Here is a 16,953-nt window from a genome sequence, read left to right as displayed (position 1 = left end):
TAATACACAATATTATATACACGCAAATTTTGGCACTCCTCATTGTCTGGTGATGTGGTAAAATCTCCGTCAGCCAAAATATTAGCAGTAAGCGTAGTTGCATCGAGTGGCAACTCTACAGGAGGCAATGACGTAGACGTATTTAACGCTATCTTGTAAGGACCGCCGCTGCTGGTTGGTGACATCATTATATAGTACTCCTGTCCGGCAGTTAATGATGTCCATGAAGTATATTTGTTAGCACTATAATATCCTATTGTTGTATTACTCCCAATTGTATTGCCGTTTGAGGTAAACAACTGAAGCCTCAGACCAGAAAACAGTGATGAGTCAAAACTGGTATGTATGTAATGCGTATCGGCGGTTGCTGTGAACTTGAACCATTGTTCGCTATCCGATGCGATAAAATTACCATTAGTCCATTTATTGGCAGTAAGCTGGATTGCGTTAGCTGCGTTAGAAGGCAACGTTATAGTAGGCGCTGTATTGGACGTATTGAACGTTATCTGGTATGTTCCAGTGTTATAATAGTATGGTAACACTTTTATATAGTACAATTTATTGGCAGTTAAAGTTCCAGATACGTATTTAGTACTACTATATAAACGTGTTTGATCTATAACCGTATTAGTATTGCTGTCATATAACTGAACATTCAGACTATTCGTCGTGCCAAAATTTGCGTGTATATAATATTGTGTATTAGCGGTTGCGGTGAATTTGAACCACCACTCGCCGTTTATTTCAGAAATATTACCGTCAGCCCATATATTTTCGGTAAGCTGGGTTGCGTTTGATGGTAATAATGCAGGCGGTGTAGAGGATAAACCGAATGTTATATGGTATGTGCCGCTGTCAGAATAATTATATGGCCATACTTTTATATAATACACCTGCCCTGATTTAAAAGAAATATTGTTAACTGCTTTCGTACTGCCGTAGAAATGAACCTCGTCTTCAAATTTATTGCCATTACTATCATACAGTTGAATATTCATATTAATCAGCGTATCAAAACTAACATGTATAGTCTGTATAAAGTATGTTGCAGTGAATTTGAACCACTGCTCGCCACCTGCTTCGGTAATATTGCCGTCAGCCCATTTATTGGCAGTAATCGTGATCGCTGATGGAGCAAAACTACTTTTTATTTCTATGTGAGATTTTACACGATTAGATTAAGTATATAAACTATCAGAGGGAAAAAATACGCTGATGGATTAGCGCATAACAGTATTTAGCGCACGGATACCGAATTTGCGATATTAACCAACCCATACAAGAACCAGCGGTCTACTTTTGTAATATTGTAAAGCTCGTCCACGCTGATACCGCGCTTGATTGCCTCGTACAGTACAAACAATCGCTCATCGGTTACAGTGTTTAAAAGGGCGCGGATTTCTTCGTCTGATTTTGCGGAAAGGCGGGGCAAGTTAAGGCTGTTAAGCCCTATTTCCGCGCCGCGTACGGCTTTTACAAGAGCTTCTTCAAAAGTGTCGGCAATCGCCATTACTTCGCCTGTGGCTTTCATTTGCGTGCCAAGTTCTTTTTGCGCGTATACGAATTTGTCAAAGGGCCATTTTGGGAACTTTACCGCAACATAGTCAAGAGTCGGCTCAAAGGCGGCGAAGGTGTTGCCTGTAACGGCATTTATAATTTCGTCCAGGGTGTAGCCAATGGCGATTTTTGTCGCGACTTTTGCGATAGGGTAGCCTGTCGCCTTGCTTGCAAGCGCGGAAGAACGCGAAACGCGCGGGTTTACTTCGATAACAGCATATTCAAAGCTGTCGGGGTGGAGTGCGAATTGTACGTTACAACCGCCCTCAACGCCGAGCGCGCAAATGATATTTAACGCGGCGGAGCGGAGCATTTGGTATTCTTTGTCAGCTAACGTAACGCAAGGAGCGATAACTATGCTGTCGCCTGTGTGTATACCGACAGGATCGAAGTTTTCCATTGAACAAACAGTAATTACGTTTCCTGCGCGGTCGCGCATTACTTCAAATTCGATTTCCTTCCAACCTGCGATGGATTTTTCCACTAAAATTTGATTTATCGGCGACAGAGAAAGTCCGTTTGCGGAAATTTCTTTAAGTTGAGTTTCGTTAGACGCAATACCTCCGCCTGAACCGCCCAACGTAAAGGCGGGGCGAACAATCACAGGGTAGCCAAGCTCATTGGCAAATTTAACAGCCGTCTGCACATCGGTGGCAATTACCGAAGGAATTACAGGCTGACCGTTGTTTTGCATGGTTTCCTTAAAAAGTTTCCTGTCTTCCGCTTTGTCAATCGTTTCAGGCGAAGAACCTAATAAGCGTACATTCATTTTTTTTAGGAAACCATCGCGGGCTAATTGCATGCAGAGAGTAAGTCCCGTCTGCCCGCCAAGACCGGATAATATGCTGTCCGGGCGTTCTTTTTCGATAATGCGCTTAACTGTGGTAAGCGTAAGCGGCTCAATGTATATTTTGTCGGCGATGTTGTTATCTGTCATTATTGTGGCGGGGTTGGAGTTGACAAGGACTATTTCAATGCCGTCCTGCCTTAAAACACGGCAAGCCTGCGTTCCGGCATAGTCAAATTCCGCCGCCTGTCCAATTACAATCGGACCTGAGCCTATAACCATCGTCTTTTTTATGTTTTTATCAAGCGGCATCAGCCTTATCCTTCCTTATAAAATCACAGGACTTGTTTATAAGTCCATTATACTGCATCTTTATCCCAATAAATAAGTAGTTTTTGGTTTGTAATATCCGAATGTAGTATCAAACCAGGCGTTTTAGCTATATGTATTACGGATTCCCATTTTTTTTCTTCCGGTAAAATTTCCGCAAACAAGTTATTTTTTGATAAGATTTGATCCGGACAGAATACAATGCCCGGCTCTCCGTCAAAAACTGCGGCGTAGAAGATATTGGATTCCACAATGTCCTGAAAAAAGTGGCTGCCAAAAGACAATTCCGGCACTATACCGGCTTTTAAGTACGATACTTCGCACAACGCCGCCATGTTGCATAACTCGCTGAAATTAACCGGTACGCCCAAAGACGGCGTGGTAGTTCCCCACCGTCCCGGTCCCATTAATAAAACTGTTTTGTCTTTTAGTTTTTGATTAATAAAACCGATTATTCTTGCCGCCTGATATTTGTCCTGATCTACTAACTCAAGATATTCTGTCGCTTTAACAAAAACTACATAATCAAAATGAAGTCTGACATTGCCGCCCATAAAGTCGCCCGTTGATGAGAAAAATATCTGCTCCTGTCTTGGTTGCGGGGCTTCCATGACTCTTCCAATTCCCTTTGTTTGCAGGGGGCGGCACTGCAAAAGATTAAATCTAAATTCGCCGTCAGGTGTAAAATTAGCTGTAAACTCAATATCAACAGGGTAGTTGTAAGCCGTACTCAATGTTGAAAGCGTGGTGCGGACAAATTCGGGAAACCCTGTTTCGTTTAACAACTTTTTAAAATCGGGGATTCTGGGAGTTGATGCGGAATTAATTCTTAGCTCGCGCATTCGATTTATTGCCGCGGTATCTGTCGTAAAAAATATTTCTTTGTCGGTTTTTAAATCTCCGTCTGCCAGTTTTTCAAGAGGGACTTCCGTTAGTTTGTTGTTGGATAAATCAAGTACATCGGCTTTATGCTGGGAAAACTTTTTTTCATCGCCGTAGCTTACAGGCGGTCCTTTGTTTGGGCAATCCAGCGGGACTATTTTCGCGTAATCGCCGGAGACGCGATCCACAGCGCGTGTTCCAAGACCGAATACAATCCTAAGCATACCGGCTTCCGGGTTCATTGACTTGTCCCACACATACAAATTGGTGGAATTTCCTACGCCGGCAATGTGCGGAAAAAACAGCTCATCGTAATGATTGCCGGAAACGCGCTGAACAAGAATCGCCATCTGCTCGTCCTGATTGGTAAGCCCGCGTCGTTGGCGGTAAGCAAGAGCGTCGTCATTCATGGTGCTGGCATAGACTGTGCGCACCGCTTGTTCAAATGCCGCATAACGCTCCTCGGGAGTTCCTTGGTTGGCGCAGAAGACGCTTTCGTATTTTCCGGCAAAGGCGTTGCCAAAGTTATCTTCGCGCAAAGAGCTTGAGCGGACAATTATGGGCGCTTGCCCGTAATGTTCCAGCATCTGTATAAACTGCTCCATAATATTAACTGGGAATTTACCTTGCAGCATTTTTTCCTGCAATTCTTTTGCTACTGTAAAATATCCTTCTGTAGTTTTTTGTTTAATTCGTAAATCCCACAATCCGTTATGTACAATGAAAGTATAAAAAATATCAGAGCCAAGATAATATGAATCATGCGGTTCCCAGTGGTTTTTAATTATTTCTCCGGCGTCTTTTTCCAAAATCTTTCTTGCAAGAAGCATGCCTACGCTTTTTCCGCCGATAAAACCGGTTCCTATTTCCCTTTCTGCGATGTCAAGAATATCTCTTAGCGTAAGATACTTCATAATAAGATTTGTTATGCGCAATTCTTTACCGATAATCCAGCCGGCAAGAAGTTTTTTTATCTCTTCCTGAGATTTTTCATCGCGTGTTAAGTATGAATGCGCATGATCAAAAGTAATATGCCAGTGATCCCTTGGCTGTCCGCCTCGGCTGACGCGCGAAAACAAAGTTGCGGCGTCCGCGCTTGAGGTAATTGAAATAGCTTTATCGCCGTCAATAAGATGCGGAAAAAACATAGTGGGAGAGTAGCGTTCCCATACTTTTAGCGGGTGAATATAAAATTTATCGTCAACATTGTATACATCAAGCAAAAGCTGGGTAGTTTCGCGTATACGCGCGATTGTGTCGTGGGTGTGAGCGCCGCGAATAAGGGCGAAGTAGGCGATAGTATCAAGTACGAACAGGAAAGGACAAGTTATGCGAAAGAAATTGCCTACCATCATGTCGGAACACCAGCTTTCAAGCAAGTCGCTTAGGCAATCAAACACATAGAATGCTTTTAATCCCTCTTTGGCGATAATGTCGTGGACTTTAAGCGCGAATAACTCAAAACCTTCGGAAGTGTCAAAATTGTATGTAATAGAAGGCTCTTTATCCGCCATTAACGGCGCATGGTTGCCGAACCGGAAGTAGACAAGCCTGCGCTCGTCTTTTTTTGCTTGCTGAATATACGGACGCAAAACTTTAAGGTAATCATCAATAGACTGCACCTGCCACACTACATTGTCACCTAACCGCAGAAGGTCGATGGCTTGGTCAAGACCGGGCATTCCGGTGCTTACTCTCCTATCCAGAGACATTATAGGTTATCCTATCCGGTTCTTTTATAATATCCGCCAATAAAAACACATCGTCGTTTATTGCATAACAATAGGTGCATATCTTTTCTTTTGTGGTAAAATCGCGGTACGGGTTTGTTAGACAGCTTCTTCTGCCTCGGATAAAAGCCTTTATTATTTCATGAAAATATCCGCGCCATGCCCAATTTTTATTTTTAAATTCTCTGCATACAACTTTTTCTTCTTGTTTCTCGATATTATTGGAAAGTTGTACGCCTTTTCTGTTGCACAAATAAATGCGTATCACTTCCGGTAACGCGCGGAAAAGTTTAGTAAGGTATTCGTTATTGATTATCTTTTCATAACTAAAAGGGTTTTCTTTAAAGAAACGCTCAACCATAACATCAATGGAATTTTTTAAGGTTTCCGCTTCGGTTACCTTAGTTTGAATCGCCGAATAAGCGGTTGCTATTAACGCGGAAAAAACAAACTTGTTAACATCTGGATCGATCATAGAAGGTTGAGGAAGCGCAAGTAAAAATCCTTGATAAAATCTTCCCTTAGATGAAATACAAATATCAAGCTGACGTTCCGTCTCCACGCCTTCATGCAGAACTTCGATGCCTACGGAATCGGCAAAGGCGGCAATAGCATGTAAATACTCACGGTAATGATAAGAGGTTTCGCTGTTATGAATATAATCAATATTTATTTTAATAATGTCAGGCTGAAGTTTTGCCAACCTGTCAATATTGCTGGCTTCTTTTCCGTAATCGTCTAACGCTATTCTGCATCCGGCTTTTTTGTAGTGGACTATAGCACGAAGATATTCTTCGCTTGCGTTAAAGTCTTCTTCCGTAATTTCTATAACCAGTTTTTCATTGGGAATGCCGAATTCTTTTGCCAACTTTAAAGTTTTCATGTCTTCCGGATTTTCCACATACGGCAAAAGCCACGCCAACCTTATATTGATAAAAAGATACTCGGTTCTTTTTTCTTCCGCGTATTTTTTCATGGCGTATCTTCTTACTATTCTGTCCACTTTTAAAGCTTCTTCGGGCGAGGTATCAGGGTTGTTAAAAAAAGGACCTAAAGAATTAACTTTTCCGTTTTCATCAATATAGCGCCCAAGAACTTCAAAAGCGTATACATCATTTGAGTCTGCGGAAAGAATCGGTTGAAAGTAAGCTATAACATTATCTTCCGAAAAATTCATTTGCCCATCCTTTCGATAAATCTATCAAACAAAAAGGAAGTATCCAACGGACCGCCGCACGCTTCGGGGTGAAATTGCACAGAGAACGATTTTCCGTAATCAAGCCCTTCGCAAGTGCCGTCGTTTACGTTGATAAAAGAACCGTTATCTGCAACAACGGCGTATCCGTGGTTTTGACTTGTGATGTACACTCGCCCTGTCGATGTTTCTTTAACAGGCTGATTCGCCCCCCGATGACCGAACTTTAATTTTTTTGTTGAATAGCCGTTTGCAAGGGCAAGCAGTTGGTGTCCAAGGCATATACCGAATATTGTTACGCCGCTTTTTTGCAAAGAGCCTAGAGTCTTGATAATTCCGTCGTTGGCTTTTTCCGACGGGTCTCCGGGACCGTTACTTAACATTATCCCGTCAGGTTTCATTTTTAAAATTTCCTGAGCGTTTGTGTCGTGCGGAAATGTCCACACCTCACACCCGCGCGCCGCGAGTGCGTTTGCTATGCCGCGTTTTGCGCCAAAGTCCATTAATGCTACGCGCTTTTTTACCTGCGAATTTTTAGGCAGTGTTTTTGTAATAGTACGCGATGACACGGCGGCGACTGCGTTAACAATTGAATACGCTTTTATTTGTTCAATGTCTGTCGGCGTAGGCGGGGTTGCCATAATTTTTCCGTTCATTACTCCGTTTTCTCTTATGATTCTTGTAAGCGCTCTTGTATCGATTCCGTATAAACCGATAATACCTCGTTCTTTTAAAAAAGCGTCAAGAGTTCCTTCGCTGCGGAAATTGGACGGGTTTTTACATGGGTGTTTTACGATGTATGCTCTTGCCCCTACATTGGCGCTTTCAAAGTCGGAGGGAATGACTCCGTAATTACCGATTAACGGAAAAGTTTGCAGAACGATTTGCCCATAGTAGCTTTGGTCGGTAAGGGTTTCCAAATAGCCGGTCATACCGGTAGCAAAGACGACTTCCCCTATAACTTCGCCCTGAGCGCCAAAATATTCGCCTTTTAATACCGTTCCGTTTTCCAACGCTAAATACGCGGTCATTCTTTGTCCCTTATTTACTTTAAATATGCCATTTTAAGAGATATTTTACAAGGGACAGACCGCAAACAATTCACCCTTCGTGTTCTTTGTGTGATCTCTTCTTGGTAAACAAAAAAATCACCACGGCTATCGCCGCGACACCCGCGTAAACAGCAAAAAGCAAACGATACCCGATAGATTCCACTAAAACTCCGCCTGTCATGTTGCCCAAAAGAGCGGGAAGCCCGGAGCCAAGGGCAAGATACATGGGCATTCCTATACCGCGTTTTTTGGCGGGAAAGACCGATGATATAAATTGCACAGCCGCAGGGTGATATGTTCCAAAACACAAAGCGTGAAGAAGTTGCGCCGCAATGATGACTGGTTTGTTAGGAAAAAGCGCCCACAGCAAAAGCCGCAGGGCGATTCCGGCGGCGGAAACGGCAAGAAGCGACAATGCGCTAAAACGACGAAGCAATTTTACGGAAATAAACATAAATGGAACTTCCGACGCTGAAGACAAAGCAAACATTATCCCCACCGCATCCCAATGCAAAGACTCGGTTAAGTACAACGGAAAATATGTGTAGACCGACGACATTGCAAAACGGCACAGAAAAATAATCGCAAAACCGCCAAGAAAATAAATCGAAAGAAGAGGTATACCTTTTTCATTTCCGTTATTTTTATCGTGTTCATGTTCAACGGAAAGAAAAAGAGTGCGTGGAAGAATAAGCAGATAGATGATAACCGCAAATGAAGTTACAACAATCCAAAAAGAGATATTTTTTGCGTTATCTGGTTTTAAAAACGGAGTCCACTGAAGAAAAAGCACAAAAATGATAAAACTGATAGATCCATACGCGCGTATTTTTCCGTAATCGCCGCTTTTTCCTATTCTGATGGTAGTTATCGAGTCCAACAAAGACGCCGTTGAACGGAAACCGAATGCCAGAACAGCAAGTAAAAACGCGCTAATGATAGGGTGAATAAATCGCACAAGCGGAATTGCGGCTAAAATTGGAAGTACGCAGGAAACGAATATTGGGGCGCGGTAATTGCCGGCTTTGTCAGCCCAATAGCCGAATAAAAAAGGACCGACTATTGCGGAGCCTTCAAAAATACCGAGCAGTATCCCGACCCAAAACGGACTGTAACCTAAATTCCGCACCATAATGGCAAGGTATGGCGTAACAACAGCAAAAACTGTGAAGGTTAGCGCATAAGAAGGAATAAAACTGCGTCCGGTAACAGGTTTCATTATTTAATTTTATACTATTTAAATTACAATTTTTAGTCAACGCTATGGCATAACAGCGTCAATAGTGGTAATCTGTATGTATATTGAAACGGATAATTTTAAAACAGGGCGAGGAAGATCGTATTCTGCTCGGACATCCTTGGGTCTACGGCAACGAAATTGACAGCGTGTTGGAGGGCAAGGAAAAAGCGCAACTTGTTCCCGGCGAATGCGCCGACGTGGAAAGCGCTCGCAAAAAATATCTTGGCAGGGCGATAGTAAACCCAAATTCTAAAATCACCGCGCGCCTGTACAGTCCTTCCAAAGAAGGAATTGATAAAGGTTTTTTTAAACGCCGTATCCGCGAAGCTGTCCTTAAACGCAAATTTTTCCGTAACCTTTCCGTTGAACCTGCGCGGCTTGTTTTTGCGGAAGCTGATTTTTTACCCGGTCTTATAATCGACTGTTTTGCAGGCTGGTCGTTAGCTGAAATTGAATCCGCCGTAACGCAACGTCCGCTGACTTTTGAACTTGTACAATCCGCACTTGGCACTCCTCGCTTTTGGCTCTCTGTTCAATTTCTTGTCTGGGGAATGGACAGCCGCAAAGAAATGATAATTGAGGCGCTTCAAGAAGTGATAACAATTGCTAAAACGGCGGATACGCAAGAAGGCGTAACATATCCTGCGGCATTTATTCCAGACGGCGCTCTTTGCGGCATTATCGAGAAATCCGCCGCTCATGTCCGTGAATTGGAGGGGCTTCCCCTGCGTGAGGGAGTACTGCAAGGCTCCTTTCCCGAAGGCGGAATTGTAATTTTTGAAGGGGGCTTACCTTTTATTGTAGATTTACCGCAGGGGCAAAAAACAGGTTTTTTTCTGGATCAAAGAGACAATCATATTCTTTGCGGCAAATATGCGTCTCTGCTGCAAAAAGAATCGGGGAAAGAACTGCATATTCTTGACGCTTGCTCATATACTGGCGGTTTTGGTCTTAACGCAATTGGTTCACAGGTGAAACTTACTCTGCTTGACTCATCTGCATCTGCTCTTGAAACAGCCAAAAAAAACGCCGCTCTTTGCGGAGTTGCGGATCGTGTAACAGCGGTAGAAGCCAATGTTTTTGACGAATTGCGTAATTTGGTAAAACGCAAAGAACAATTTGACATGGTGATACTCGATCCGCCGGCGTTTGCTAAATCACGCAGTTCTCTTGAAGAAGCGTTACGGGGCTACAAAGAAATAAATCTGCGGGCGATACGGCTTGTCCGTCCCGGCGGCATCTTTATTACTTGTTCATGCAGTCAGGCAGTAGACGAAATTATTTTTAAGCAGATGATTACCGATGCCGCCGCAGATGCGGAACGCCGCCTTGTACAGATAGATTTCCGCTTTCAGTCGCAGGATCATCCGGTGCTTACGGGTTACAATGAGTCATTGTATCTAAAGTGCGGATTTTTTCGCGTGCTATGATCACTCAAACACATCTTTTTTAGAGCGGACAAAATCTCCATTCCCCGTAAAACAAGATGTACAGAACGGCAAAGTACATTTATCACACGCTTTTTTAAGTCCCTCTATGCTGATGTATCCAAGGCTGTCTGCGCCTATCTTTTGGCATATTTCATCAAGACTGATTTTATTTGCGATTAAATTTTCCTCGCTGTCAATGTCGGTTCCGTAGTGGCAGGTATGGCGGAAAGGCGGAGATGAAATACGCACATGTACCTCCTTTGCTCCGGCGTTTTTAAGACTCTTTACAATTTTTTCGCTTGTTGTGCCGCGCACAATTGAATCGTCTACAAGAACGATTCTTTTTCCGCGAATAATGGCGGATAATGGATTGAGTTTTAACCTTACCGCGCTGTCGCGTTGGGTCTGAGTCGGGTAAATAAAACTGCGTCCAATGTACCTGTTTTTTACAAAACCTGAAACTAGCGGAATACCACTTGCGGCACTGTAACCGTAAGCGGCTTCAAGTCCTGAGTCTGGTACGCCGCAGACAACATCGGCTTGCACGGGATATTCCTGCGCAAGAACAAGCCCCATGTTATAGCGTGCGTTGTAAACGCTTAATCCGTCAATTACGGAATCGGGGCGCGCGAAATACACATACTCAAAAATACAAAGCCCGTGATCTGTTTCTTTTTTTTCAAGTTTGACGCCTTCCTGCGTTATCTCGCCCCTTTCCATCATTACAACTTCGCCGGGCAGAACATCGCGTACAAATTCAAAGCCGCAGGCGTCAAGAGCGCAGGACTCGGAGGCGACAACGCAACCCGTAGAATTTTTCCCGATGCAAAGAGGACGGAAACCGTTTGGGTCGCGGACAGCTATCAATTTATTTTTACTTGTCGCTATGATTAGGGAAAACGCGCCTTTTAGATAACCTGCGGCGGCGGTAACTCCCGCAATAGAACTTTTTTCTTTTGTTATAAAATACGCGATTAACGAGGAAACAACCTCGCTATCGCTAGTCGCTCCAAAATGAAGTCCAAGGCTTGTCAGTTCTTTGCGAATCTCGGAAGCGTTTGTAACATTTCCGTTATGCGCCGTCGCTATTCTGCCAGTTAAATATTCCGTAACAAATGGTCCTACGTTTTCTTTTGTGTTATGTCCGGTTGTCGAATAACGCGTATGCCCTACGGCAACATTTCCTCTGGGTAATTTTTTAAATTCTTCGCCTGAAAAAACTTCGTTAACCAAACCTACGTCTTTATGGCATACAATACTGCGGTTAAAAGCAACGGCAATGCCGGCTCCTTCCTGCCCTCGGTGTTGAAGCGAAAGCAATCCGTTATATGTAATACCGGCGGCTTCGTCAGTGTTTAAACTTACGCCAAAAATGGCACATTCTTCATTTAGCTTTCTAAAAGTTCTCATATCTTTTTAGTATCCCCTCCGCGACGCTTCTTTTTGATGATCGCATATCCATAGCCTGTTTTTCAATATACCTGTGAGATTCCTGCTCACTCATTTTCATGCAGGAAATTAACAAACACTTTGCGCGGTCAATTATACGAATGTCCTCAATCTTTTGCTTTAACTGCGCGTTTTCTTCTTGTACACGCCTTACCCTGCTTTGAACGGCTTTTATGATAGACAACGCCGCCCTAAAACCAATTTTATCAATAGGTTTGGAAATTGTCAAAATGCCGTCTTTCTCATATTCCGCGAAAACATAATCCAAAGATTCTTCCTTTACAATAAGGATAACCTGAGATACTCCTTTGCCGGCAATATAGCGCGCAAAACTTTCTCCCGATTCATCTGAAAGAGGAGGATCGATAATTACTAAATCGAAATTTTGTTTTAAAACAAGTTTGTTTGCGCTCTCGCAAGACTGTACGCATTTAATTAAAGAAATTTCAGCTTCGCTTAACAATGTGGAAAAAATAGATGTATCTTTTTCTGAACTTGATACTATTAAAGCGCTTCCCATTTTTCAGCCGCCCTTTGTTATTCGACAGTGACGCTTTTTGCTAGGTTGCGCGGCTTGTCGATATCAAGCCCTTTATTCGCGGCGACATAATACGCGAAAAGCTGTAAAACAATAACCGACAGGGAAGGGGAGAATAGCTCTGAACATTTTGGAAGATCGATAATATAGAGTTTATCCTCAAAATTTTTGTCCGCTTTTAAATTGTCTGCCGGACAACTGCCTATAACCAGTACCTTTGCGCCTCGGCTGATAACCTGTTCCACATTGCTCATAATTTTTCCGTAGAGCGAATCGCAATTTGAGAGCGCGACAACCAGCGTATCCTCCTCTATGAGCGAGATAGTGCCGTGCTTTAATTCGCCGCCCGCATATGCTTCCGAGTGAATGTAGGAAATTTCTTTAAGTTTAAGAGAGCCTTCAAGCGAGATTGCGTAATCAATGTTTCTTCCGATAAAGAAAATACTTTTGTAAACTACAGCCTCAGAAGCGTACTTTTGAATTGAATCAATCTGTTTTAGTATATGTTCTGTTTTTTCAGGCAGGGCGTTTATTTCAGCCATTAATTTTTGTTCTTCTTCCTTTGATAATTTTTCCAATTTAACGGCAAACCAAATAGCCAAAACATATAACAAAACAAGTTGCGCGGAAAACGCTTTTGTAGTCGCCACGGCAATTTCTGGACCAGCGGAGGTAAACATACAGTAATCCGCTTCTTTGGCGATTGTACTGCCGACAACATTGACGATTGAAAGCGTTACCGCTCCCTTTGATTTTGCCTCGCGCAAAGCAGCAATAGTATCCGCCGTTTCACCCGACTGGCTTATCAAAATGACAAGCGTTTTATCGTTAATTACCGCGTCCCTGTAACGGAATTCGCTAGCAAGCTCGGTTTCTACGGAGGGGAATCTGCACAAGCGCTCAAACACATATTTACCAGTAACTCCGGCATTGTACGCGGAGCCGCAGGCTGTTATTATAATTTTTGTAAATTTTGAAACGTCAAGTTTATCAATAACGCTTTTATAATTATTTAACGCCGAGTTGATTGTATCGCGCAAAACTTTAGGCTGTTCCATAATTTCTTTAAGCATAAAATGCGGATAGCCGCCTTTTTCCGCGCTGTCAAGATTCCATGTTATGGTTTCCACTTTTTTTTCAATCGGCTCTTTATCAATATTAAAAAATTGTATGCTGTTTTTTTTAAGTACCGCGATTTCTTTATCGTTAAGGTAGTAAACTTTGTTTGTGTGTTTTAACACGGCAGGCACATCTGACGCGATAAAGTTTCCGTTATCTGACACTCCTATAATAAGCGGATTGTCTTTTTTTATAGCGATTAAGATATCCGGCTCGTCAACGCACATGATACCAAGAGCGTAAGAACCTTCCATGGCATTTGCGGTATGGATTACCGTTTCATGCAAATGGCCGTTGTAATGATGTTCCTCTTATTGCGCGATTACTTCGCTGTCCGTTTGCGATGCGAATTTTACTCCGCTGTGTTCAAGGCGTTCTTTTATAAGTTTATAATTTTCTATTATGCCGTTATGAACAACGGCAATTTTATTTTTACTCCCGATGTGCGGGTGGGAGTTTATATCCGACGGCTCTCCGTGCGTCGCCCACCGCGTATGACCAATTCCCAGATGTCCAGAAAGCGGACGCTCAGACAGCCGCGATTCCAAAGCGGTAAGGCGACCTTTTTGTTTTATCACGTCAAAACCGTTCTTCGCGTAAACCGCTATACCGGCGGAGTCGTATCCACGGTATTCAAGTTTTTTAAGCCCTTCAACAATAATTGGGACAGCGTCCTCATTCCCTACATAACCGATAATTCCGCAAATGGTATCACCCTCCGGTAAATGCCTTTAATTTAATTTATTAAAAATTAACTTGAATGTCAAGGCAATAAAAAAGAGGTATATTTTAATAATACTGTTCAACGACCAATTTGCCCAATTTTCTTAATCTTTCCGCAATTTGGCGTATTACATTTTTGCGGATTTGGATGCCCGTCTGTTTAAATATCAAATCATCATGCGCAGAATTTGCCGCGTTTCCAATCATCAAATAAACAATATCCGCAGTGTGCAACATAAAGCAAAGGCGTTCTGCTACGGAATCATCTGACAACCGCTCTACCGGCTCGTCCAAAATATTATTAACCTGATTCAACGTAATTGCACCTTCTGTTACTAAATCAATTCCTTCAATTCGATATTCCGGTAACTGCCCGTAAGATTTACCCATAGATATTGTTTCTACTTTTAAGCCTAATTCCTCAGATATAATATCCGTAGTTGTGGAGCCGCAGATGATTTTTTTCCCCGGCATATTTTTAAAATTAAGAGCATAATTATGATTCATAGAACGATTGGAAGGCGGTCCCGTAAGTAGCGTTAATTCTTTTGCCTCTCTGCAATGAAGAAGAACAAGGGTAGTATCGTCCTCGCAATTTCCGCCTGATACAGTTCTGCACATCTCAACAATTCGCCACGGAAGATTGCCGATAATATCATTTGGTTTGTAATTAAGGTTTATATAAGAAGAAACTCCGTCTGATCCGATACCCATGCCGTATCCATGTCCCAGACCCGCCTGGCTTACACCGTCGGAAAACATTAAAAGAGAATCTCCCAAATTAAAAGCGCCGGTAGATTCGCCTATTACTTCAAAGCCGGTCGTATAAAAACGAGGAGTAAGGACTGTCGCATGGTTGTTTTGTATTAAGATCGGGTTTGGCGATTCATAAGAATAAACTGTATATTGACCGTCAGGTGAAATTGAAACTACCGAGAAAGCGGCAAAAGGAATATCTTCTTTGCGGGCTCGATGCATGGACGCCGCTACTGTTTCGCTGGTTAGCCGTATAGACATTCCTCCCCGTATTAATTCCAAAATACGGTTGGCGCATGTGATGGCGGATATATTGGCGTAAATTCCTGATCCAACTCCGTCGCATACAACATAAACCATACCGGACGCGGAACGCTCGTAAAGACAATAATCTCCGCATACGTGATGATTTTTTTTATTTTTTTGACAAAGAAAATCATCAAAGAATTTCATGTTGTTTCACCGCTGTCTTCTTTATACAGCCCAATCAGACGATTTGCTATTTCTTCACTTTGGGCGGTGCTTTTACCCAAGTAATGCGCCATTTCCTGCGCAAAGCGCACTTGATGATCTAAGAACTCTCTTGCATGCATTAAAGTTTGTGTTTTTATTGTATCCAATTGTCCAGAATCATATTTAAGTTTGGAAATATCGGAATAAATTCCTACATACTGGTTCTCTTCACGTAACGCATAAAGAATTTCATGGTACTTTATGCCGTACTTTGTTTGAATGGATTCGCTTTTTTCAGCAGCGCCGGAATGTAAGGTTTCAAAACCGTCGGCGTTTACAAGGTAAGAAATGCGTCTTCCTAAAATACCGTTGTTACATGTAAACATTTTTTGAAAAGCCGGATTCATCTTAACTATGCACAATTCGCTGTCTAAAACCACAACTCCGTTGGGCGTTGTGTCTATAACTCTGTCAGTGCGCTGTTGTGCTAGGCGGCGCATATAGGGAATACACATTTCCGGTTCAGCCATGCCGCGCACAACGGCGGCGGCGTTTTCCAGACAAGTTTTATAGCCGCAAGCGCCGCAGTTAAGTTGAAGCTCAGGGTCTATTTTTCCGGTAAGTTCCAAGACTTTGTGGATTTGATTTTCTGTTACATCTGCTTGTTTTTGATCGTCTAATACAAACTTAGGCAGATGATTAATTTTTCGCGGTGGAAATTTCTTGTCATTTTTACCAGCAGCTTCGGCGTAACATATTACGCTTTCCCGTCTTGAAAACAGATTCTGACCGGCTTCTTCTTTTTTTTCTTTTCCGTAACAAGGTCCTCCGATACAGCCGCCTTTGCAAAACAACGGCTCAATAAGTTTGCCGTCAAAATCGGGATTGTCCGAAAACAACTCTAAAATATCTTCCGCGCCGCTTAAGTGCAGTATGTTCGCCTGCGTTCCGTCATTTTGAATATTGCCGGTTTTTAACATTCCGCCCTGAATGGGGAAAAGCCGCGCGTCGCCTGTTTCATAAAATTGATCAAAGCTGCTTTCGGAACAATTTTCTAATTGAATATTTTCGGAAGAAAGCCATTCTAAAAGTTCTGTAAATGTTAAAACAACGTCCACAGTGTTAATGTTTTCCGGTCTTAAAATCTCTTGCTTTTTTGCGGCGCATGGGCCTATAAAAATTACAGCGCAGTCCGCATGTTGCTCTTTGAGCATTCTGCTGTGGGCTATCATGGGGGAAACTACAGGAATCAATGTGTCTAAATAATTACTGTGGTACTTTTCGATAAAATTAACAACGGCGGGACAGGCGGTGCAGATACTGCCTTTTTGCGGCGTTATAAATGATTGTTCCGTAACATACTTTGCGCCTTCGGCTGTTTCGCTTACATATTTAAAACCCAACTGCCGTAAAGCTGAAGGAATACGTCTGCTGAGCGCACCTGGAAACATGGCGGCAAACGAAGGCGCAACGCTGGCGGCTATAATTCTGTCGCTGTCAAGCAACGCCTTTGCTTCTTCTAAATCAGAACGGACTGTTTTAGCGTGTTGAGGACATTCCCTCACGCAAGTACCGCATTTAATGCACAGATCGTCTTCAACCTGCGCCTGTCCATTGTTGATGCTTATTGCTTTTACCGGACATTCACGCACACAGCGATAACAATCCTGACAATTAGCCGTAATGGTGTAAATTGTCTGCTGTTGCATAAC

The 16,953-nt window shown here is 42.7% G+C and carries 11 protein-coding genes and 1 pseudogene; 1 reads left to right on the top strand and 11 read right to left on the bottom strand.

From position 1 onward, the window contains the following. The 6 genes from ACYVTD_RS01345 to ACYVTD_RS01320 all read right to left on the bottom strand — a co-directional run. Positions 1 to 998 (bottom strand): hypothetical protein (locus tag ACYVTD_RS01345; RefSeq protein WP_461245977.1); only part of this gene is annotated, 998 nt, incomplete at its 3' end. A 239-nt stretch (positions 999 to 1,237) separates the two neighbouring features. Then, a complete protein-coding gene (gene carB / locus ACYVTD_RS01340; RefSeq protein ID WP_461245976.1) occupies positions 1,238 to 2,656 on the bottom strand; it encodes a carbamoyl-phosphate synthase large subunit in 1,419 nt (472 codons plus the stop codon). Between the two features lie 47 nt (positions 2,657 to 2,703). After that, positions 2,704 to 5,268, bottom strand: coding sequence for a PEP/pyruvate-binding domain-containing protein (locus ACYVTD_RS01335; protein ID WP_461245975.1), 2,565 nt, complete (start codon positions 5,266 to 5,268; stop codon positions 2,704 to 2,706). Next, positions 5,255 to 6,463: an EAL domain-containing protein gene (locus ACYVTD_RS01330; protein ID WP_461245974.1), complete on the bottom strand. Its 1,209-nt coding sequence runs from the start codon at positions 6,461 to 6,463 to the stop codon at positions 5,255 to 5,257. The genes ACYVTD_RS01335 and ACYVTD_RS01330 overlap by 14 nt, the downstream gene beginning before the upstream one ends. Beyond that, positions 6,460 to 7,512, bottom strand: coding sequence for a carbamoyl phosphate synthase small subunit (locus tag ACYVTD_RS01325; RefSeq protein WP_461245973.1), 1,053 nt, complete (start codon positions 7,510 to 7,512; stop codon positions 6,460 to 6,462). The genes ACYVTD_RS01330 and ACYVTD_RS01325 overlap by 4 nt, the downstream gene beginning before the upstream one ends. A 70-nt stretch (positions 7,513 to 7,582) precedes the next feature. Further along, complete coding sequence (locus tag ACYVTD_RS01320) at positions 7,583 to 8,752, bottom strand: MFS transporter (protein WP_461245972.1); 1,170 nt, start codon at positions 8,750 to 8,752, stop codon at positions 7,583 to 7,585. 83 nt (positions 8,753 to 8,835) lie between these two features. Here ACYVTD_RS01320 and ACYVTD_RS01315 point away from each other — a divergent pair, with 83 nt between their 5' ends. Then, the gene (locus ACYVTD_RS01315; protein ID WP_461245971.1) at positions 8,836 to 10,203 is read left to right on the top strand and encodes a class I SAM-dependent rRNA methyltransferase; all 1,368 of its coding nucleotides are present in this window, start codon (positions 8,836 to 8,838) and stop codon (positions 10,201 to 10,203) included. On the opposite strand, the gene purF is transcribed toward ACYVTD_RS01315, so the two are convergent. The 5 genes and pseudogenes from purF to ACYVTD_RS01290 all read right to left on the bottom strand — a co-directional run bounded on the left by purF (position 10,204) and on the right by ACYVTD_RS01290 (position 16,950). Beyond that, the gene (gene purF, locus ACYVTD_RS01310; RefSeq protein ID WP_461245970.1) at positions 10,204 to 11,613 is read right to left on the bottom strand and encodes an amidophosphoribosyltransferase; all 1,410 of its coding nucleotides are present in this window, start codon (positions 11,611 to 11,613) and stop codon (positions 10,204 to 10,206) included. Then, positions 11,600 to 12,172: an ANTAR domain-containing response regulator gene (locus tag ACYVTD_RS01305; protein ID WP_461245969.1), complete on the bottom strand. Its 573-nt coding sequence runs from the start codon at positions 12,170 to 12,172 to the stop codon at positions 11,600 to 11,602. The genes purF and ACYVTD_RS01305 overlap by 14 nt, the downstream gene beginning before the upstream one ends. 17 nt (positions 12,173 to 12,189) lie before the next feature. Continuing rightward, positions 12,190 to 14,016 (bottom strand): annotated as a pseudogene (gene glmS, locus ACYVTD_RS01300) (glutamine--fructose-6-phosphate transaminase (isomerizing)). An 82-nt stretch (positions 14,017 to 14,098) separates the two neighbouring features. After that, complete coding sequence (locus ACYVTD_RS01295) at positions 14,099 to 15,241, bottom strand: SpoIIE family protein phosphatase (protein ID WP_461245968.1); 1,143 nt, start codon at positions 15,239 to 15,241, stop codon at positions 14,099 to 14,101. Then, positions 15,238 to 16,950: a [Fe-Fe] hydrogenase large subunit C-terminal domain-containing protein gene (locus ACYVTD_RS01290; RefSeq protein ID WP_461245967.1), complete on the bottom strand. Its 1,713-nt coding sequence runs from the start codon at positions 16,948 to 16,950 to the stop codon at positions 15,238 to 15,240. Before ACYVTD_RS01290 ends, ACYVTD_RS01295 begins: the two co-directional genes overlap by 4 nt. Positions 16,951 to 16,953: the final 3 nt, after the last annotated feature.

The sequence above is a fragment of the Treponema sp. R6D11 genome (assembly GCF_054786075.1).
The sequence above is the reverse complement of the archived record's forward strand: the minus strand, read 5'-3'. Positions and strand labels throughout refer to the sequence as shown.

Excerpts from the sequence above, each read along its gene's own strand:
- carB (WP_461245976.1), bottom strand. The coding sequence starts at position 2,656 with ATGCCGCTTGATAAAAACATAAAAAAGACGATGGTTATAGGCTCAGGT.
- ACYVTD_RS01335 (WP_461245975.1), bottom strand. The coding sequence starts at position 5,268 with ATGTCTCTGGATAGGAGAGTAAGCACCGGAATGCCCGGTCTTGACCAA.
- ACYVTD_RS01330 (WP_461245974.1), bottom strand. The coding sequence starts at position 6,463 with ATGAATTTTTCGGAAGATAATGTTATAGCTTACTTTCAACCGATTCTT.
- ACYVTD_RS01325 (WP_461245973.1), bottom strand. The coding sequence starts at position 7,512 with ATGACCGCGTATTTAGCGTTGGAAAACGGAACGGTATTAAAAGGCGAA.
- ACYVTD_RS01320 (WP_461245972.1), bottom strand. The coding sequence starts at position 8,752 with ATGAAACCTGTTACCGGACGCAGTTTTATTCCTTCTTATGCGCTAACC.
- purF (WP_461245970.1), bottom strand. The coding sequence starts at position 11,613 with ATGAGAACTTTTAGAAAGCTAAATGAAGAATGTGCCATTTTTGGCGTA.
- ACYVTD_RS01305 (WP_461245969.1), bottom strand. The coding sequence starts at position 12,172 with ATGGGAAGCGCTTTAATAGTATCAAGTTCAGAAAAAGATACATCTATT.
- ACYVTD_RS01295 (WP_461245968.1), bottom strand. The coding sequence starts at position 15,241 with ATGAAATTCTTTGATGATTTTCTTTGTCAAAAAAATAAAAAAAATCAT.
- ACYVTD_RS01290 (WP_461245967.1), bottom strand. The coding sequence starts at position 16,950 with ATGCAACAGCAGACAATTTACACCATTACGGCTAATTGTCAGGATTGT.